The sequence below is a fragment of the Hamadaea tsunoensis DSM 44101 genome, assembly GCF_000428945.1.
Taxonomy (GTDB): domain Bacteria; phylum Actinomycetota; class Actinomycetes; order Mycobacteriales; family Micromonosporaceae; genus Hamadaea; species Hamadaea tsunoensis.
Genome location: NZ_AUAX01000030.1, coordinates 79,115 through 96,844, shown reverse-complemented (window position 1 = coordinate 96,844; position 17,730 = coordinate 79,115). Strand labels below are relative to the sequence as shown.

The following is a 17,730-nucleotide window of genomic DNA, read 5'->3' as shown; positions in this document are numbered from 1 at the left end:
CTAGGACCGCGGCGCGTTCTCGGGGCGCAGCCGGCACCCGGCCCGGTCGAACAGGAAGACCCGGTCCAGGTCGACCTCGACGGCGAACGCCGCCCCGACGGACGGCCGCTGCCCCGCCGGTACGCGTACCACCAGCTCGCCGAACGGCTCCTCGTAGTCCTCGCGGGAGATCCGCTGGCGCGGGATGGCCCGGGTGGCGTCCGTGGTCGAGAACGCGGCTGGCACCCCGACGAGGTCGGTCGAGACGTGCACGAGCAGTTCGGAGCCGAGGTCCTCGACGAAGGCGACGCGACCGCGCAGCACCGGCCCCGGCGCGTCGACCGGCACGGCCCGCAACGCGTCCGTACGCAGCGCGACCGTCACCCGGTCGGTGTGCTGGGCGGGCAGCGTGGCGATCCCGCCGAGCGCCTGGGAGCCGAGGTCCAGCACGGCCCCGGACCGTCCGAAGTAGACCGCGCCCTGCACGAGGGTCGTCCGCGCGGCGCCCACGAAGCCCGCCACGAACACGTCGTCCGGATCGGTACGCACCTGCGCGGGCGTGCCGATCTGGCGTACGACGCCGCTTTCCATGACGACGATGCGGTCGGCCAGCGTGAGCGCCTCGACCTGGTCGTGGGTCACGTAGAGGGTGGTGACCCGCAGCCGCTTGGCGAGCCGGGCGATCTCGGCGCGCAGCGCCTGCCGCAGGTGGGCGTCCACTTGCGACAGTGGCTCGTCGAGCAGGAAGGCGCGCGGGTGGCGGACGATCGCGCGGGCGACCGCGACGCGCTGCGCCTGGCCGCCGGAGAGCTGATGCGGCCGGCGGTCGAGCAGGTCGGCGACGCCGAGGTAGCCCGCCACCTGCTCCACCCGCTTGAGGTCCTCGGTGAGGCTGCCGCTGCCGGTGTGCCCGACGCGCAGCGGCATCGCGATGTTCTCCCGGGCGGTGAGGTGCGGGTAGAGCGCGAAGTCCTGGAACACCATGGCGATGCCGCGCTCCCGCGCGGTCAGCTCGTCCGCGTCGTCGCCGTTGATGAGCACGTGGCCGGAGGTGGGCTCCTCCAGCCCGGCGATCATGCGCAGGATGGTCGACTTGCCGCACCCCGAGGGGCCGAGCAGCACGACGAACTCACCGGACGCGACCGACATCGACACCGCATCCACCACCACGCGGCGTCCATAGGCCTTGGTCAACGCCCGGGTCTCTATCACATCCCACACTCGCGGCTCGGAGATCGGTCCTGACCAACATCGTGAACCTCATGGGGCTCCGGCGGCAAGTGCGGATGAAGTACGGCGAAAGTTCCATCACCGATCAGCACCGGTGAAGTGGGGCGCCCGCCCGGCCCTGGTTGGGCGGACACCCCACGTCTTCACCCGATCAGCTGATCAGTTGCCACAGCGCCGGGACGTTCGGCGGTTCCCAGCCCACCAGGGAGGTGTGCGGCTGGAGGCACTTGTACGTGTGCCCGCCATAGGTGACGAGGTCACCCGCCGCGTACGCGTGCCCCGCCACCCAGGCCGGGTAGGACCCGGTCGTGGACGGCGACGGCGATGCGGACCTGGAGGGGCTGACCGACGGGGAAGCCGACGGCGACACCGACGGGGACGGCGAGGCCGACCGCGACGGGGACGCCGAGGGGGAGGCCGACGGGGACGCGGAGGTCGTCGGGCCGCACGGCCCGTTGTCCGTCCACGGCTTGCCGTCGCCGGTGTTCAGGTCGGGCTGGTTGCCCTGCGTCCACCACTTGGCGGTGTACTGGTGGCCGTTGTAGGACACCACCGCACCGCCGTTGTACGCCGTCGCCGCCACCCAGGCCGCCGCCGTGCAGCCCGGCACGGAGACCGAGGGCGACGGGGACGGCGAGGTGGACGCGGAGGTGGACACCGACACCGAGGGCGACACGGTCACGGTGGCACTGGGGGAAGCCACCGTCCCGCCGCGCGGGTTGTCGACGCTGAGCGCGTACGTGGTGGTGCCGACGGTCAGCTTGTAGTTGGACGGGGACGCGATCGGCAGGACGTAGTTGAGCACGACCTCCGCCGAGGCGCCGGGCGCGATCGACAGGTAGCTCGGGATCGTGACCGTGGCGTGGTGGAAGTCGCCCTTCAGGCCGCCGATGTTGCTGCCGGTGTGCCCGGCCGTGACGCTCATCGTCCAGCCGCTCTGCTGCGTCATGTTGCTCGGCGCCGAGGTGCCGTAGTCGAACTCCAGCTTCGAGCCGCCGGTGATCGTCACCGCCGAGTTGTTGGTGAGGGTCAGGTGCGGGTTGATCGGGTAGTTCGCGTCGCCGAGCGCGAAGCCGGTCAGCGTCACCCCGACGTTCAGCACCGTGCTGGGCATCGTGCTGTTCGCCCGGCTCGCCCCGTACGCGGGCGCGACCTTGAACTTGTCGTACGCGAGATTCGTGAGCGTGTTGCCCATGACGTACTCGCCCTTGGCGGAGTCGAACTGGTAGTCGCCGGCGAGCTCCCAGATCATGATGCCGCCGATGCCTTTGTTCACGATGTAGTCGGCCTTGGTCCCGATCGACTGCTCGTCCTCGGTGGACAGGAACACCTTCTTGGTGCTGTTCCAGAGCCACGGCGCCACGAGGGCGGACGAGTAGTTGCGGGTGTAGGTCCCGGTCAGCGTGTCGTCCGGGTCGGTCGCCGGCGTCAGCCCGTACGCGGCCAGGTAGTCCGGAGTGATCCCGTTCTCCAGGTTCTTCGCGTGCCACATCGGGTTCGAGCCGGCCGGCTCCTCCTTGCCGCTGGTGTCCGTGTCGTGCCACAGATTGTCGATGCCGACCGCGCCGTCGCCGCAGGGGCTCTGCGTACCGGCGGGACAGTTGGCGGTCTTGGCCGCCTTGCCCCACAGGCCGTTGGTGCCGCCGGTGACGTTGCGGAAGCCGCGCGTGTAGTACGGCACGCCGATGTTGATCCGGCCGGACTGCACCGCGCCCCGGAAGTAGTGGTACGCCCAGTCCGTGTTGAGGTACCCGATGTTCTGGTACGCGCCGTACACCCCCGCTGCCGCGAGTTCGGCGTCGTCGCCGTTGTCGTAGAGCGACGCGTTCGGGCCGACGTACTGGTTCCAGGCGCCGTGCAGGTCGTACGACATGATGTTGATGTAGTCCAGGTACTGCGTGGCCTGGAACGCCTCCTCGCCGCGCAGCAGCCAGCCCGAGGCCGGGGCCGCGACGGTGAGCATGTAGTACTTGCCGTCCGCCGCCGCCGCGGTGTCCAGCTTCTCCCGCAGCGTCTTCATCAGCGTGTTGTACGACTTGTTCAGGCCGGCCCGGCGGGCGTTGGCCTGGGTGAAGTCCAGCGGGTTGCCGGCGTCGTTGTTGGACGTCGGGTACTCGTAGTCGATGTCCACGCCGTTGAACCCGTACTGGCGCAGGAACGTGACGACCGAATCGGCGAAGGCGTTGATACCGGCCGTGTTGACCGACCCGTCGGCGTTGGTCGTCATGCGGTAGAAGCCGCCGGAGTCGATCCGGTTGCCGCTGTCGTCGAAGAACCCGCCCGTCTCGGCCCAGCCGCCGACGCTGATCAGCGTCTTGACGTTCGGGTTGGCCTTCTTGTACTTGTTCAGCAGGTTGAAGTGGCCCGTGTACGAGTACGACGGGTCCATCTCGGCACCGGCCACGCCCGGCCAGGTCATGTTGACGGCGGCGTTGTTGGCGGCGGTCGGCGTACCGACGGAGATCTTGTTCGAGCCGTCGACGTGGGCGAAGGCGTAGTTGATGTGGGTGACCTTGGTCCACGGGATCTGGTTGACCAGGTACGCCGGCGCGCCGTCCTTGCCCGTCCGCCAGCCGGTGAAGTAGCCGATGATCCGGCGGGAGTGGTCGGCGCCCATCATCTCGCGCCCGTTGGCGTCGTACGCCGCGCAGTAAGGAACCGCCACCCCGGCCGTGGTCGCGAGACCGTCGGGGCGGCAGACGGAGTTGTCGGTGGCCGAGTGCGCGGTGCCGGAGACCGCGAGCGCGAGGCCCGTCGCGGTCAGCCCGGTCACCAGCGCGGTGACAAGCGGGAGTAGGGGTTTGCGTCGCATGGACACGCTCCTGCTGGGGTTAATTATTAGCAAACTTTGCTAATAGTTAACAGCCTGTGGCCTCCGTCACGCAAGAGGTGCTCATCGAAGTCTCGGACCCCTGCTCGGCGCGTACGCCGTCCATCCAACCTGGACGGTGGGCGACAAGAAGGAGGGCGGCGGATGACGGAGAGCCAACCCCCTCGGCCCCTCCGCCACCCGCCGCCCACATGGGGAGGAGGTGTGAAGCTTTTGTGCGACTTGCTGCGGCTTGCGCCAACTTGCTGCGGCTTGCGCCAAGCCCCCTCGTGGAGGGCTTCGGTATTAGGACGCCGAACCCAGCTCCACGGTTGCCGTGCTCGCCTGTCCGTTCCGCTTGTACTCGACGGTCACCTTGTCGCCGGCGTTGTGCGACTGCACCGCGCTGACGAGGTCGTCGGCGCCGTTGATCGTCGCGTCGCCGAACTTGGTGATGACGTCGCCCTGCTGGAGGCCGGCCTTCTCGGCGGCTCCCCCGGCCACGATCTTCGCGAGCGTGGCGCCGCCGGAGCTGTTGTCGGCCGCCTGCACGCCCAGGTACGGGTGCTGGACCTTCTCGCCCTTGATGAGCTGCTGGGCGACGGAGGCCACCCGGTCGCTCGGGATCGCGAAGCCGATGCCGATGTTGCCCTCGCTGCCGCCGTTCGTGGCGATCGAGGAGTTGATGCCGATGACCTCGCTGTTGGTGTTGACCAGCGCGCCGCCGGAGTTGCCCGGGTTGATCGGGGCGTCGGTCTGCAGCAGGCCGGACATCGAGGAGTTGCTCTCGACCTGGATGGTGCGGTCCTCGGCGCTGATGATGCCGGCGGTGACCGAGCCCTGCAGGCCCAGCGGGCTGCCGATGGCCAGGACGGTGTCGCCGATGCGGACGTCCGCGCTCTTGCCGAACTTCGCCGCGGTGAGGCCGGTCTTGTCGGTCTTGATGACGGCGAGGTCGTACTTCGCGTCGGTGCCGACGATCGTGGCCGACGACTTCGAGCCGTCGGAGAAGACCACCGTCACCGTGTTGCCCTGGGCGGTCGCCACCACGTGGTTGTTGGTGACGATGTAGCCGTCCGCGCTGTAGACGACGCCGGAGCCCTCGCCCTGCTCGGTGGTGATCGACACGACGCTCGGGCTCACCTTGTCGGCGATGTTCGCGAGCGAGGAGCGGTCGACCGCCGGGGCGGCGTTCACGGTCTTCGTGATCGTCTGGGTCGGGTTCTTGTCCACGATCGCGGCGCCCACGACGCCACCCGCCACGGCGGAGCAGAGCGCGATGATGCCGGCCGCGGCGACGCCGGCCACGATCCGCATCAAGGAACGCCGACGCTCCGGGTTCCGCTGAGCGTACGGCGAGTTCGGCGGCAGGTCCGAGCCCGGCGGAGTCCACATCGGAGCCCCGGTGGCCGGTGCCTGCGGCATGGTCGTCGTCGCGCCGGCCGCCCCGCTCGTCGGATACGTCGGGTAGCTCGGGTAGCCGCCGGACGGCGGGCCCGCGGGAGCCGCGTACGCGGGCTGCGGCACGGCCGCTCCGGACGGAGTCGCGGCACCGGGAGCGTACGCGGCCGGTCCTGCCGTCGGCGCGGTCGCCGGTGTGGTGCCCGGCGGGGTGCCCGGGCGACGCCACGCCTCTTCCGCAGAGGGCGCGGCGTACGGGTTTTCGATCTTCGGCCGGTCCTCGGCCGATTCGTTGTTGCTGCTCTGCGGCTCGCTCATGTCAATGACTCTTCCGGATATTTCTTGCGCGTGACTTGGGCCTGGCTGAAGTTCAGCTGTGAATCGCAAACTCACTATTGCGCGTCTTGCGGGGTTTCGGCGTACTCGTCGGTCTCGTCGTGTTCGTCGGCTTCCTCGGCGGTCCCGTCCAGCGGCAGGCGTACGCGGAAGGTCGCGCCCACGCCCGGCTCGGACTCGACCTCCACGGTGCCGTTGTGCGCAGCGACCAGGGCGGCCACGATGGCGAGCCCGAGACCGGTGCTGACCGTCCCGTCGGAGCGTCGCGTACGCGCAGGATCGGCCCGGTAGAACCGCTCGAACACCCGGTCCTGCTGTTCGGGGCTGAGCCCCGGACCCCGGTCGAGCACCTCGATCACGGCGTCGGCGCCGTCCTCGCGTACGTCCTTGGCCAACCGCACGGTGACCGGCGTACCCGCGGGAGTGTGGGTCAAAGCATTGCTGACGAGATTGCCGATGACCTGACGCAGTCTCGCGTCGTCCCCGCTGACCACCAGCGAGCCCGCCCCGGGCGCGGTCACCAGGGAGATGTCCCGGTCGGCGGCCACCACCCGGGCCGCCTCGACGGCCTCGCTCGCCAGGACGCGCAGTTCCACCGGGGCCAGTTTCAGCGGCCGCTCCCGGTCGAGCCGGGCCAGCAGCAGCAGGTCCTCGACGAGCAGGCCCATCCGCGAGGCCTCGCTCTCGATCCGGCGTACGACGTCGGCGGTCTGCTCGGGTGTCGTCACCGCGCCCTGCCGGTACAGCTCCGCGAAGCCCCGGATGGTCGTCAGCGGCGTACGCAGTTCGTGCGACGCGTCCGCGATGAAGCGCCGCATCCGCTCCTCGGAGCTGCGGGCGGCCGCCTCGGACGCGGCCTGGGCGGTGAACGCCGACTCGATCTGGGCGAGCATGGTGTTCAGCGAGCGGGCCAGCGAACCGACTTCCGTCACCGGCCGCGGATTCTCCGGTTCCGGATCCGGTACGCGCTGCGAGAGGTCGCCGTCCGCGATGGAACTGGCCGTCCGCTCGATCGCGGAGAGCGGCCGCATGCTGCGCCGGATGAGCTCGGCGCCGATGGCGGCGGCGAACAGCAGCACGGAGATGCCGCCGAACAGGTTGATCGTGATGAGCTTCTGGACCGCCTCGTCGACGCCGCTCTGCGAGGTGGCGACGAGGGCCGTCAGCCCCTGCGGCAGCTTGACCGCGACGACCCGCCAGCGCGAACGGTCCCCGTTGGAGTCCACGGTGAACGGTTCGCCGAGGTTCTTGGTCGCCTCCGCCGGGCTCGGCAGGTTCGGCAGCTGCGCCTCGGTCAGGTGGAAGTCGCTCGACATCTTCTGCCAGCTGTTGCCCGTGTCCGGGTCCTCCACGACGCAGAGGTAGCTGTACGGGAGGTTCAGCCCGCTCTGGGTCTGCCCGTGCTTCGCCGCGTAGTCCGCCTGCGCGTACACGCTGGCGCTCTGCTCGGCGAGGGCGGCGTCCGTGTCCGCCAGCAGGATCTTGCGCAGGAACGCCACGCTCGCCACGCCGGTCAGGCTCATCGCCGCGACGAGCAGGACGAGCACCGTCGCCATGAGCTTGACGCGCAGCGGTTTGTTCCGGATGGGGTGGCGCAGGCTGGAGGGGAGGCTCTTCATCGCGCTTTCACGCCGCCGGCCTACGCAGCACGTAGCCGACGCCCCGCAACGTCTGGATCAGCCGCGGCTGCACAGTGTCGATCTTGCGCCGCAGGTAGGAGATGTAGGACTCGACGATGTTGTCGTCGCCCCGGAAGTCGTAGTTCCAGACGTGGTCGAGGATCTGCGCCTTCGACAGCACCCGGTTCGGGTTGAGCATCAGGTAGCGCAGCAGCTTGAACTCGGTCGGCGAGAGCTGCACGAGGCTGCCGGCGCGGTAGACCTCGTGGGTCTCCTCGTCGAGGGTCAGGTCGGCGAAGGCCAGCTTCGGCGACGCCTGCTCGCCCGCCGTCCGGCGCAGCACCGCCCGGATACGCGCGGTGAGCTCCTCCAGGCTGAACGGCTTCGTGACGTAGTCGTCCCCGCCCAGCGTCAGGCCGCGTACCTTGTCCTCGGTCGCATCGCGGGCGGTCAGGAACACCACCGGCGTACGCACGCCCTCGGCCCGCATCTGCCGGATGACCTCGAAGCCGTCGAGGTCGGGCAGCATGACGTCCAGCACGACCAGGTCCGGCCGGGCCTCCTTGAACTTCGCCACGCCGGCACTGCCGCTCGTCGCGGTCCGCACCTCGAACCCGGCGAACCGCAGGCTCGCGCTGAGCAGTTCGACGATGTTGGGGTCGTCCTCGACGACGAGGAGCTTGGCTTCGACCTGGGCGGAGTTCATGACCTCATCTAACCCACGCCGGCTGCGGGGCGCCTGCGCTTTGGCTGAAAGAATTCTGAAGGTTCTCCCAGCCTACCCCGCATCGATCAACGCAGCAGGTCACGAACGGTGCGCAGGGTCGCGTCCAGGGTCGCCGCGACCGCTTTCACCTGTCCGGCGGACACATCCGCACGCACCATCGCGGTACGCGCCTGCGCCGCGAACTCGTCCAGCCGGCCGAGCATCTCCCGCACCTCGGCCCGGGCCGGACGGCCGGCGGCCGGGGCGCCCGAGCCTACCCGCCCGGCCGGCTCCCCCGGGTGGCCCGCGGTTCGGTCAAGATCGGCTCGGTCGAGATCGGCGAGCGAAGCGGCGATGTCCCGGTCGACCGCGGCCAGCTCGTCGGCGCGGGCGGCCACCTCGGCGCGCCCGGCGCCGGTCAGCGCGTACGCCGTCCGGTTGCCCTCGACGACCCGGCTGACCAGCCCCTCCGCCTCCAGCTTCGCCAGCCGCGGGTAGACCGAACCGGCGCTCGGCGCGTACAGCCCCTGGAAGCGGTCCTGCAGGCGGCGCATCAGCTCGTAGCCGTGCTTCGGCCCCTCCTCCAGCAGTTTCAGCAGGTAGAGACGCAGCCGGCCGTGACTGAAGATCGAGGTCACGCCGCCAACGGTACCGGAATACGCGATATATCGCGAGTAGGGATCACGGATACCCGCCCGCGATGCGTACGCGCGGTGCCGAACGCCGCGCCGGCGGCCCGGGCCAGCGCCCGCCGATCCGCCCCGACCTCGGGGAACAGCCGGCCCGCCACCGTCACCGTCAGTTCGACACCACGGGAGCGGGCGATCCTGGCGATCGAGCTGACCAGCGTGTCCACGCCGACGAAGGCCGCGACCGAACTCGGCTCCCCGGCCGTCGTGAACGCCAGCGTCACCGGGGTCACCGCGACCCCCGCGTCCAGCGCGGCCTGGAAGAACGCCGGGCGTACCGGCGTCGGGCAGAAACCGCAGCTCGTCGTCGCCTCCGGGAACACCGCGACCGTGTCACCGGCCCGCAGCGCCGCCGTCGCCTGTGCGACCGAGCCCGGCAGCGCCCTCGGCGCCGACCGGTCGATGAAGATCGCCCGCCGCCTGCGGGCCAGCGACCCGATCAGCGGCCAACGGCCGACCTCCGTCTTCGCGACCAGCCGGACCCTGCCGTCCAACGCCATCAGGACCACGATGTCGGCCCACGAGATGTGGTTCGCGACGAGCAGGCCGGGCCGCAGCTTTCCGCGTACCCGGAGCTTGACGCCGAGAACCGCCAGCAGCGCGCGGGACACGGCCTGGACCAGCGCGGCGCGCTTGGGAATGATCACGAACAGCAGCAGTACGCCGAACGCGCCCGCCAGCCGGGCGGCGAACCGCACGGCGCCCACCCGCGGAGTCTCCACGGGCAGGCACCGGGGGTCGCACCCGGAGTCCGGATGCCACAGGTTCACGCCGCACCACCGGTCTGCCCGTCGCCGAAGAAGTGCGCGAGGTAGCGGGGGTGGATCCGGTCGAGGTTGAGCAGGACGTAGAAGTCCGCGCAGTCGAAGTCGGGGTCGAAGGCGGGCTCGCCGCAGACCCACGCGCCCAGCCGCAGGTAACCCTTGAGCAGGGACGGGACATTGGGCCGGCCGGTCGGCGGCTCGTCGGGGAACACGACGGGGTTGTGCGGCCTGACCCGCAGCTCCGGCGGGGAGAGGTGCTTCTGCGTCAGCGCCCGCACCCCGGCCGCGTCGGCGATCGGGACGGACGCGCAGCCGCCGAGCCACTTGTACTCGTGGGCGGTGAGGTACTTGGCGATGCCGGCCCACATCAGGTTGATGACGGCACCGGTCCGGTGGTCCGGGTGTACGCACGAGCGCCCCGCCTCGACCAGCCGGTCGCGCAGGACCATGAGGCTGCCCATGTCGAACTCGGTCTCGCTGTAGCGGCGGCCGAGCCACACGGCCCGCTGCGGCGGCAGCAGCCGGTAGGTGCCGACCACCTCGCCCGAGCGGTCGTGGCGGACGACAAGGTGGTCGCAGTAGGCGTCGAACTCATCGACATCCATCCCTGCGACGGGGGTGTGCAGCGTGGCACCGACTTCCTCGGCGAAGACGCGGTGGCGCAGTCGCTGAGCAGCCTCGACCGTAGCCGCGTCACTGGCGATGAGCGCCGAGTAGCCCGTCGGCGCAGCGGTCAGCAGAATCGTCATGCGCATTGTGTAAGTTCGCTGGACAGCGTCGGCGTGTCGAGGTGACTCCGCATGCATGACCATCACATGAACGCTGGGCGCGCACCCGATCACGCACCGACACTCACCCCGCTGAGCAGGCACGCCGGCGCATTCTTCGGCAGAACCGCGCGGACCGGAAGCCGCGTAGACTCCCCCCATGACCGAGCAGGTGGAACTCGCGGGCCGGGTGTCGGCGGGCCGGCTGACCGCCGCCGACATGCACGGCATCCTGCTCGATGTTCCGTTCGAGATCAGTGACGGGAAGCTGGAGATCATGACGCCCCCCAGCATCTGGCACCAGGCGACCGCGCGCCGGATCGAGAACCTGCTGGAAAAGCGCTACCCCGCCGCGGTCTCCGACGTCACCACCGCGATCGGCGACCATGGCCGCCGGCCCGACGTCGTGGCCCTGCACCTGCCCTTGGAGCAGATCATCCGTGAGCGGATCAGCGCGGCCACCCCGGACATGATCGAGGTCGTGGTCGAGGTGATCTCCCATGACCGCGCGGACAAGGCCAACGACGCCGTCTCCGTCCGCCGCGACCGCGAGATCAAATTCCACGAGTACGCGGCCGCGGGAATCCCGGAGTACTGGATCGTGGACGAGGTCGCCGACGATGCGATGGACGCCTCCGTCGAGGTCTACCACCTGCGCGGCGGAACCTACGTCCCGGCTGTCGTCGTGCGCCTGTCGGACGTGCTGAGCGGGGTCGTGGAGATTCCCGGCCGTCCTTGACCGCATCGTGTGACAGGCTTCGGGGATGTTGGTCGCCGGCCGTTACAACGGTCCTCCCACCTCCGGCAACGGCGGGTACACCGCCGGCCTGCTCGCCACGACCGTCGGGCCGGGTACGCGTACCGTGACGTTGCGGCAGCCGCCGCCGCTGGATGTCGAGATGACGGTCGACGGGCTGGGCGTGCTGCGGTGGGGCGAGGAGATCGTCGCCGTGGCCGAGGACGCCGTGATCCGGCCGGAGGCGCCGGCGTGGGGCGACCCGAGCACCGCCGAGGCGTACGCGGGCTTCACCGATCATCCGTTCCCGACCTGTTATGTCTGCGGGCCGCGGCGGCCGGACGGCCTGCGGATCTTCCCGGGGCGGCTGGCGGACGGGCGTACCGCGGCGGAGTGGCGAGTTCCCGACAGCGTCGACGATGTCACGATCTGGGCCGCGCTCGACTGCCCCGGCGGCTGGGCCGTCATCGGTGCCGGCCGGCCCTATGTTCTCGGCCGGATCACCGTCGCGGTGGACGCCCTGCCCGAGCCCGGTGAAGACTGCGTCATCGTCGGCGAATGCACCGGTACGCAGGGCCGCAAGGGCTTCGTCCGCAGCGCCCTGTACGCGGCCGACCGGCGTGTGCTGGCCGCCTCGGAAGCGGTCTGGATCAGCGTTCAGACAAGCGTGTAGACAGTGTGTGGACGGTGTGTGGACAGTGTCGTGTGAACCACGACACCCGTTGACCTCGACGTGAACGCTCCCTAGGGCAGCGCGTAGCCTTGTAGCCGACTTTCTGACTGACCTGACTTCGCGTGGAAGAGGCGAGAGCGACCGTGTCGACGCAGCACACCTCGCAGGAAAACCCGCTGGCTGATTTCGGCCCCAATGAGTGGATCGTCGAGGAGATGTACCAGCGGTACCTCACCGATCCGGCGAGCGTCGATCCGGCGTGGCACGACTTCTTCGCGGACTACAAGCCGGCCCCCAAGGCGACCGCGGCCCCGGTCGCGAAGCCGGCCGCCGAGAAGCCCGCCGCGGCAGCGAAGGCCCAGCCCGCCGCCGCCCCGGTAGCGCCGAAGGCGTCCGCCCCCGCTACGCAGCCGAAGGCTGCGCCCGCGGCCCCGAAGGCGCCGGCCGGCGTATCCGTGGAAAAGCTCGAAGACCGGGTTCTGCCGCTTCGCGGCGTCGCGAGCAAGATCGTGCAGAACATGGACGCCTCGCTGTCGGTGCCGACGGCGACGAGCGTGCGCGCGGTGCCCGCGAAGCTGCTGGCCGACAACCGGATCGTCATCAACAACCACCTCGCGCGCGGTCGCGGCGGGAAGGTCTCCTTCACCCACCTCATCGGGTACGCGCTGATCAAGGCGCTCGCGGTGCACCCGGAGATGAACAACTCGTTCCGGGAGACGGACGGCAAGCCGACCATGGTCGAGCCGGCCCGGGTGAACCTCGGCATCGCGATCGACCTGCAGAAGCCGGACGGCTCGCGGACCCTGGTCGTGCCGAGCATCAAGGGCTGCGAGCGGATGGACTTCCGCCAGTTCTGGCAGGCCTACGAGGACGTGGTACGCCGGGCCCGGCGCAACGAGCTGACCATGGAGGACTACGCGGGGACGACGATCTCGCTGACCAACCCGGGCGGCATCGGCACGGTGCACTCGCAGCCGCGGCTGATGACCGGGCAGGGCACGATCATCGGCGTCGGCGCGATGGAGTACCCGGCGCCGTTCTCGGGCATGAGCGACTCGCAGCTCGCGGACATGGCCGTCAGCAAGATCATTACGCTGACGAGCACCTACGACCACCGGATCATCCAGGGCGCGCAGTCCGGCGAGTTCCTCAAGGTCGTGCACGAGCTGCTGCTGGGCGACGCCTTCTACGACGAGATCTTCACCTCGCTGCGCATCCCGTACGAGCCGGTCCGCTGGGTCCGCGACATCGCGCACACCAGCGAGGGCCAGATCGACAAGGAGGCCCGGGTCATCGAGCTGATCCGGGAGTACCGGGTGCGCGGCCACCTGATGGCCGACACCAACCCGCTCGGCTTCGAGATGCGCAAGCACCCCGACCTCGACATCCGCCAGCACGGCCTGACCCTGTGGGACCTCGACCGGACCTTCCCGGTCGGCGGGTTCGCCGGCAAGGACGTCATGAAGCTGCGCGACATCCTCGGCGTGCTGCGCGACTCCTACTGCCGGCGTACGGGCGTGGAGTACATGCACATGTTCTCGCCGGAGGAGCGCAACTGGATCGCCTCCCGCGTCGAGCGCAAGTACACCAAGCCGACCAGCGAGGAGCAGGGCCACATCCTCGGCCGGCTCAACGCCGCCGAGGCCTTCGAGACCTTCCTCGCCACGAAGTACGTCGGCCAGAAGCGGTTCTCGCTGGAGGGCGGCGAGTCGCTGATCCCGCTGCTCGACGAGATCCTGCAGAACGCCGCCGAGTCCACCATGGACGAGGTCGTCATCGGCATGGCCCACCGCGGCCGGCTCAACGTGCTCGCCAACATCGTCGGCAAGCCGTACGAGAAGATCTTCAACGAGTTCGAGGGGTTCATCGACCCGAAGACCACCCAGGGCTCCGGCGACGTCAAGTACCACCTGGGCATGACGGGCAAGTTCAACACCCCCGACGGTACGCACGGCGTGACGGTCTCGGTGACGGCGAACCCGTCGCACCTGGAGACGGTCGACCCGGTGCTGGAGGGCATCGTGCGGGCCAAGCAGGACCGCCTCGACCTCGGCCACGAGGGCTTCACGGTGCTGCCGGTCCTGGTGCACGGCGACGCCGCGTTCGCGGGCCAGGGCGTGGTCGCCGAGACGCTGAACCTGTCGCAGCTGCGCGGGTACCGCACCGGCGGCACGGTCCACGTGGTCGTCAACAACCAGGTCGGTTTCACCACCGCGCCGGAGTACAGCCGCTCGTCGCTCTACTCGACCGACGTCGCCCGCATGATCCAGGCTCCGATCTTCCACGTGAACGGCGACGACCCCGAGGCCGTGGTCCGGGTCGCGCGGCTCGCGTTCGAGTACCGGCAGGAGTTCAACAAGGACGTCGTCATCGACCTCGTCTGCTACCGCCGCCGGGGCCACAACGAGGGCGACGACCCCTCGATGACCAACCCGCTGATGTACCAGATCATCGACGGCAAGCGGTCGGTCCGCAAGCTGTACACCGAGGAGCTCATCGGCCGCGGCGACATCACGGTCGACGAGGCCGAGCTGGCCCTGCGGGACTTCCAGAACCAGCTGGAGACGGTGTTCAAGGCGACCCGCGACTCGCAGACGACCAGCTCGGCCCGCCCCGTCCGGGTACGCGAGCCCGAGCCCGAGCCGATCGTCGCGACCGCGATCACGGCCGACCTGGTCGCCCGGATCGGGGAGGCGCACACGCAGCTGCCCGAGGGGCTGACCCCGCACAAGCGCGTACAGCAGCTGCTCGACCGGCGGGCCAAGATGGCCGTCGAGGGCGACATCGACTGGGCGTTCGGCGAGATCCTGGCGTTCGGTTCGCTGGTCAGCCAGGGCACGACCGTACGCCTCGCCGGCCAGGACTCGCGCCGGGGCACGTTCGTGCAGCGGCACGCGGCCGTCGTCGACTCGCACGGCGGCGAGGACTACGTCCCGGTCGCGTCGATGGCCGTCGAGGGCGCCAAGTTCCACGTCTACGACTCGCTCCTCTCCGAGTACGCGGCCATGGGCTTCGAGTACGGCTACTCGGTCGAGACCCCGGACGCGCTCGTGCTGTGGGAGGCGCAGTTCGGCGACTTCGCCAACGGCGCGCAGTCCGTGGTGGACGAGTTCATCTCCTCGGGTGAGGCCAAGTGGGGCCAGCGCTCGTCGGTGACGCTCCTGCTGCCGCACGGCCACGAGGGCCAGGGCCCCGACCACACGTCGGGCCGCCCCGAGCGGTGGCTGCAGATGTGCGCCGAGGAGAACCTGCGCATCGCGATCCCGTCGACCCCGGCGAGCCACTTCCACCTGCTGCGCCGCCAGGCCCTGTCGCCGAAGCGCAAGCCGCTGGTGGTCTTCACGCCGAAGTCGCTGCTGCGGCACAAGCTGTGCATCTCGCAGGTCTCGGACTTCACGACCGGCACGTTCCAGCCGGTGCTCGGCGAGACGGCGGCACTGGACCCGAAGTCGGTCAAGCGGATCCTGTTCTGCTCCGGCAAGGTCTACTACGACCTCGTCCAGGCCCGGGCCGAGCGGGGCATCACCGACACCGCGATCATCCGGCTGGAGCAGCTCTACCCGCTGCCCGTCGACGAGGTCCGGGCACAGCTGGCCGCGTACCCGAACGTCGAGGACTTCGCCTGGGTCCAGGAGGAGCCGGCGAACCAGGGCGGCTGGTCGTTCGTGGCGCTGAACCTGCTGGAGCACCTGGAAGGCGTACGCCTGCGGCGGATCTCCCGGCCGGCCGCGGCCGCCCCGGCGGTGGGCTCGACCAAGCTGCACGACGTGGAACAGGCCGCGCTGCTGGAAGCCGCGCTGCCGAAGCTGTCCTGACGAAAGTTTCTCGTACCCTGCCCCGGTTCCCTTGTGGAGCCGGGGCAGCGGTCTCAAGTGGAGGGTGCGATGTACTTCACCGACCGCGGCATCGAAGAATTGGCCGAACGGCGGGGCGCCGAGCAATTCAGCGTCGAGTGGCTGGCCGAACGGCTACGCGATTTCGTCGATGAGAACCCCGAATTCGAGACGGCGGTCGAGCGGCTCGCGACCTACCTGGCCCGCTACGACGCGGACGACGACGAAGTGGCCTAAGAGTCGATTGCCGCGTCTCGCCCGCAGGGCGAACGGCCAGTTCGAAACCCGTCCCACGGCAGCCCACCCCCGCACTCGGCCGCGACGTCCGGCAGTGCAAGATCAACACTTACGAAGTAAGTGTTGATCTCTGTGCTGACGGACGTTGCATAAGGGCCGATGTGCCCTCGTCTCGCCCGCAGGGCGAACGGGCAGTACAGCAAAACGCCCCGAAGCTTCGGCGCTTCGGGGCGTTGATGCTTTTGTTTTCGGCGTGCTGGCTCTGGGTGGAGTCAGAGGGTGGCGCGAATCCGCAGGCCACCGCGGCGCTTGACGGCGCGCCGCTCCTCCTCGCTCATCCCGCCCCAGACCCCGGCGTCCTGACCGGTCTCCAGCGCCCACTGAAGGCACTGGTCGGTCACGGTACACCGCCGGCACACCGCTTTCGCCTGTTCGACTTGGAGCACCGCCGGGCCAGACGTCCCGATCGGGAAGAACAGCTCAGGGTCCTCATCGCGGCAGATCGCACGGTGGCGCCAGTCCATGGCGGCAACACTCCTGTTCGGAAAAGTGGGTTGGTTTTCCCTGTATTGCGTCGCGCGGGTCCGGCAGGTGAGATGTGCCCGATGGTTACGGTCAGTCACCGAATCCGACAGCGCGTGAGTGCGCAACACGTGCTCACTCGTACGCTTGTGAATGCTTTCACAAACTTCCACGATGTCAAGAGGGGTGAGCGGAAAAAAACCGGTCGGGTGAGCAAGCTCACGACCTGTTTGTCCGGATCACCAGGAGTAACCCTGACCCCCGACAACGAAAGCCGTTAGTGAATGTAGTACGCTCCGCGGCCCTTTACTAGTATTTCGGACCTGTGTCATATGTGCGCATCAGCACTTTCGAACACCAGGCCAGGCGTCCCTGAACAGGCACTTCAAAGCATCGATCAGCACACTACTCGTAACGCGTGAGGCACCGCAGCGAAACGCACTTTCTCCCTTTCGCCCAGGTAGTCCCCGTCTACTTGAAACGCCTGGGGCGTGGGAGAAGTGACGGTGAACTCGGCGAGGTCGTGATGACGGAGTACCTGACGGCCGTCCGGCTCGCCGTCCGCGGACAGCAATTGGGCGATCGTCCGCATCGTCGACGGCAGGGCGAGACCGCGCAAAGCCATCACGTCCAGACCCAGATCGAACGAGGCGTCCGGATTGGGATGCACCGGCTTTCCGCCGATGAACGTCCACGGCGCGGTGTTCTGCACGATCACCGAGGAGATGCCCAGATCCGGCTCGGCGCCGGGGCGCTCCAGGGCCAGCTTCGCGGGATGCCGCTCGAGGACGTACTCCCCCAGCGTCGAACGCAGGTACAGCGCGGGCGTCGACCGGCGGCCGCGCTTACGGGCCTGCTCCACCCGGCGTACGACGGCCGCGTCCAGACCCAGCCCGGCGCAGAAGGTGAAGTAGCGATCATCGGCCAGACCCAGTCCGATCGTCCGGCTACGGCCGTCTCGGAGCGCCTGCAGCAGTACGCCCGTCGCCTCCGACCACTCGCGGGGGAGGCCGAGCGCGCGTACGAAGACGTTGGTGGAGCCGCCCGGGACGACCGCGAGCGCCGAGCGCTTCTCGACCGGCACCCGCATCAGGCCGTTGACGACCTCGTTCACGGTGCCGTCGCCGCCCAGGGCCACGACCAGCTCGACACCCGAGGTCGCCGCCTCATGCGCCAGATACCCGGCGTGCCCCCGCCGCCGGGTGTACCCCATGTCCAGCTCCACCTCACTGCGCAGCGCGCCGGCGATGACGTCCCGGCTGCGCGCGGAGGTGGTGGTCGCCTTCGGGTTGACGATGAGGAGGGCCCGCATGGGGCGCAATCTACCCTGGCTGACTGCACTCCTGGCGGCTCGGGCAAGCCCTCCCCGGCTGACCGCACTCCCACCGGCTCGGGGAACCCCTCCCCGGCTGACCGCACTCCTGGCGGC

General features: G+C 69.4%; 14 protein-coding genes. 4 read left to right on the top strand and 10 right to left on the bottom strand.

The features are described 5' to 3' along the window. From G401_RS50175 to G401_RS0133185, 8 genes are all read right to left on the bottom strand, one after another. Positions 1-1,149: an ABC transporter ATP-binding protein gene (locus tag G401_RS50175; protein ID WP_051367497.1), complete on the bottom strand. Its 1,149-nt coding sequence runs from the start codon at positions 1,147-1,149 to the stop codon at positions 1-3. A 211-nt stretch (positions 1,150-1,360) separates the two neighbouring features. After that, positions 1,361-4,021 carry a chitinase C-terminal domain-containing protein gene (locus tag G401_RS50170; RefSeq protein ID WP_034593892.1) on the bottom strand — a complete coding sequence of 887 codons (2,661 nt, stop codon included), beginning with the start codon at positions 4,019-4,021 and terminating at the stop codon, positions 1,361-1,363. A 303-nt stretch (positions 4,022-4,324) separates the two neighbouring features. Then, positions 4,325-5,737: a S1C family serine protease gene (locus G401_RS50165; protein ID WP_051367496.1), complete on the bottom strand. Its 1,413-nt coding sequence runs from the start codon at positions 5,735-5,737 to the stop codon at positions 4,325-4,327. A 74-nt stretch (positions 5,738-5,811) separates the two neighbouring features. Continuing rightward, positions 5,812-7,374 (bottom strand): sensor histidine kinase, encoded by a 1,563-nt coding sequence (locus G401_RS50160; protein WP_051367495.1) that lies wholly within the window; start codon positions 7,372-7,374, stop codon positions 5,812-5,814. Between the two features lie 7 nt (positions 7,375-7,381). Continuing rightward, positions 7,382-8,080 carry a response regulator transcription factor gene (locus G401_RS0133200; protein WP_027345875.1) on the bottom strand — a complete coding sequence of 233 codons (699 nt, stop codon included), beginning with the start codon at positions 8,078-8,080 and terminating at the stop codon, positions 7,382-7,384. An 86-nt stretch (positions 8,081-8,166) separates the two neighbouring features. Continuing rightward, positions 8,167-8,718, bottom strand: a complete 552-nt coding sequence (locus G401_RS0133195; protein WP_027345874.1) for a PadR family transcriptional regulator — start codon at positions 8,716-8,718, stop codon at positions 8,167-8,169. Beyond that, the gene (locus G401_RS50155) at positions 8,715-9,476 is read right to left on the bottom strand and encodes a lysophospholipid acyltransferase family protein (protein ID WP_064741910.1); all 762 of its coding nucleotides are present in this window, start codon (positions 9,474-9,476) and stop codon (positions 8,715-8,717) included. Before G401_RS50155 ends, G401_RS0133195 begins: the two co-directional genes overlap by 4 nt. Positions 9,477-9,535: 59 nt before the next feature. Continuing rightward, positions 9,536-10,282 (bottom strand): GNAT family N-acetyltransferase, encoded by a 747-nt coding sequence (locus G401_RS0133185; protein WP_027345873.1) that lies wholly within the window; start codon positions 10,280-10,282, stop codon positions 9,536-9,538. 178 nt (positions 10,283-10,460) lie between these two features. On the opposite strand from G401_RS0133185, the gene G401_RS0133180 reads away from it, so the two are divergent. The 4 genes from G401_RS0133180 to G401_RS0133165 all read left to right on the top strand — a co-directional run bounded on the left by G401_RS0133180 (position 10,461) and on the right by G401_RS0133165 (position 15,779). Beyond that, on the top strand, positions 10,461-11,039 hold the full coding sequence (locus G401_RS0133180; RefSeq protein WP_027345872.1) for a Uma2 family endonuclease: 579 nt from the start codon (positions 10,461-10,463) through the stop codon (positions 11,037-11,039). A 25-nt stretch (positions 11,040-11,064) separates the two neighbouring features. After that, positions 11,065-11,709 carry a hypothetical protein gene (locus tag G401_RS0133175; protein ID WP_027345871.1) on the top strand — a complete coding sequence of 215 codons (645 nt, stop codon included), beginning with the start codon at positions 11,065-11,067 and terminating at the stop codon, positions 11,707-11,709. A 143-nt stretch (positions 11,710-11,852) separates the two neighbouring features. Continuing rightward, positions 11,853-15,524, top strand: coding sequence for a multifunctional oxoglutarate decarboxylase/oxoglutarate dehydrogenase thiamine pyrophosphate-binding subunit/dihydrolipoyllysine-residue succinyltransferase subunit (locus tag G401_RS0133170; RefSeq protein ID WP_027345870.1), 3,672 nt, complete (start codon positions 11,853-11,855; stop codon positions 15,522-15,524). 69 nt (positions 15,525-15,593) lie between these two features. Further along, the gene (locus tag G401_RS0133165) at positions 15,594-15,779 is read left to right on the top strand and encodes a DUF6104 family protein (protein ID WP_027345869.1); all 186 of its coding nucleotides are present in this window, start codon (positions 15,594-15,596) and stop codon (positions 15,777-15,779) included. Positions 15,780-16,051: 272 nt separating this feature from the next. On the opposite strand, the gene G401_RS0133160 is transcribed toward G401_RS0133165, so the two are convergent. Both G401_RS0133160 and G401_RS0133155 read right to left on the bottom strand, forming a co-directional pair. After that, the gene (locus G401_RS0133160; protein WP_027345868.1) at positions 16,052-16,303 is read right to left on the bottom strand and encodes a WhiB family transcriptional regulator; all 252 of its coding nucleotides are present in this window, start codon (positions 16,301-16,303) and stop codon (positions 16,052-16,054) included. Between the two features lie 395 nt (positions 16,304-16,698). Beyond that, a complete protein-coding gene (locus G401_RS0133155) occupies positions 16,699-17,613 on the bottom strand; it encodes a diacylglycerol/lipid kinase family protein (RefSeq protein ID WP_027345867.1) in 915 nt (304 codons plus the stop codon). Between the last annotated feature and the right edge of the window lie 117 nt (positions 17,614-17,730).

What these genes read in the sequence shown, in the direction of transcription:
- G401_RS50170 (WP_034593892.1), bottom strand. Translation starts at nt 4,021, where the DNA reads ATGCGACGCAAACCCCTACTCCCGCTTGTCACCGCGCTGGTGACCGGG.
- G401_RS50165 (WP_051367496.1), bottom strand. Translation starts at nt 5,737, where the DNA reads ATGAGCGAGCCGCAGAGCAGCAACAACGAATCGGCCGAGGACCGGCCG.
- G401_RS0133185 (WP_027345873.1), bottom strand. Translation starts at nt 10,282, where the DNA reads ATGACGATTCTGCTGACCGCTGCGCCGACGGGCTACTCGGCGCTCATC.
- G401_RS50160 (WP_051367495.1), bottom strand. Translation starts at nt 7,374, where the DNA reads ATGAAGAGCCTCCCCTCCAGCCTGCGCCACCCCATCCGGAACAAACCG.
- G401_RS0133200 (WP_027345875.1), bottom strand. Translation starts at nt 8,080, where the DNA reads ATGAACTCCGCCCAGGTCGAAGCCAAGCTCCTCGTCGTCGAGGACGAC.
- G401_RS0133165 (WP_027345869.1), top strand. Translation starts at nt 15,594, where the DNA reads ATGTACTTCACCGACCGCGGCATCGAAGAATTGGCCGAACGGCGGGGC.
- G401_RS0133155 (WP_027345867.1), bottom strand. Translation starts at nt 17,613, where the DNA reads ATGCGGGCCCTCCTCATCGTCAACCCGAAGGCGACCACCACCTCCGCG.
- G401_RS0133160 (WP_027345868.1), bottom strand. Translation starts at nt 16,303, where the DNA reads ATGGACTGGCGCCACCGTGCGATCTGCCGCGATGAGGACCCTGAGCTG.
- G401_RS0133180 (WP_027345872.1), top strand. Translation starts at nt 10,461, where the DNA reads ATGACCGAGCAGGTGGAACTCGCGGGCCGGGTGTCGGCGGGCCGGCTG.
- G401_RS0133175 (WP_027345871.1), top strand. Translation starts at nt 11,065, where the DNA reads ATGTTGGTCGCCGGCCGTTACAACGGTCCTCCCACCTCCGGCAACGGC.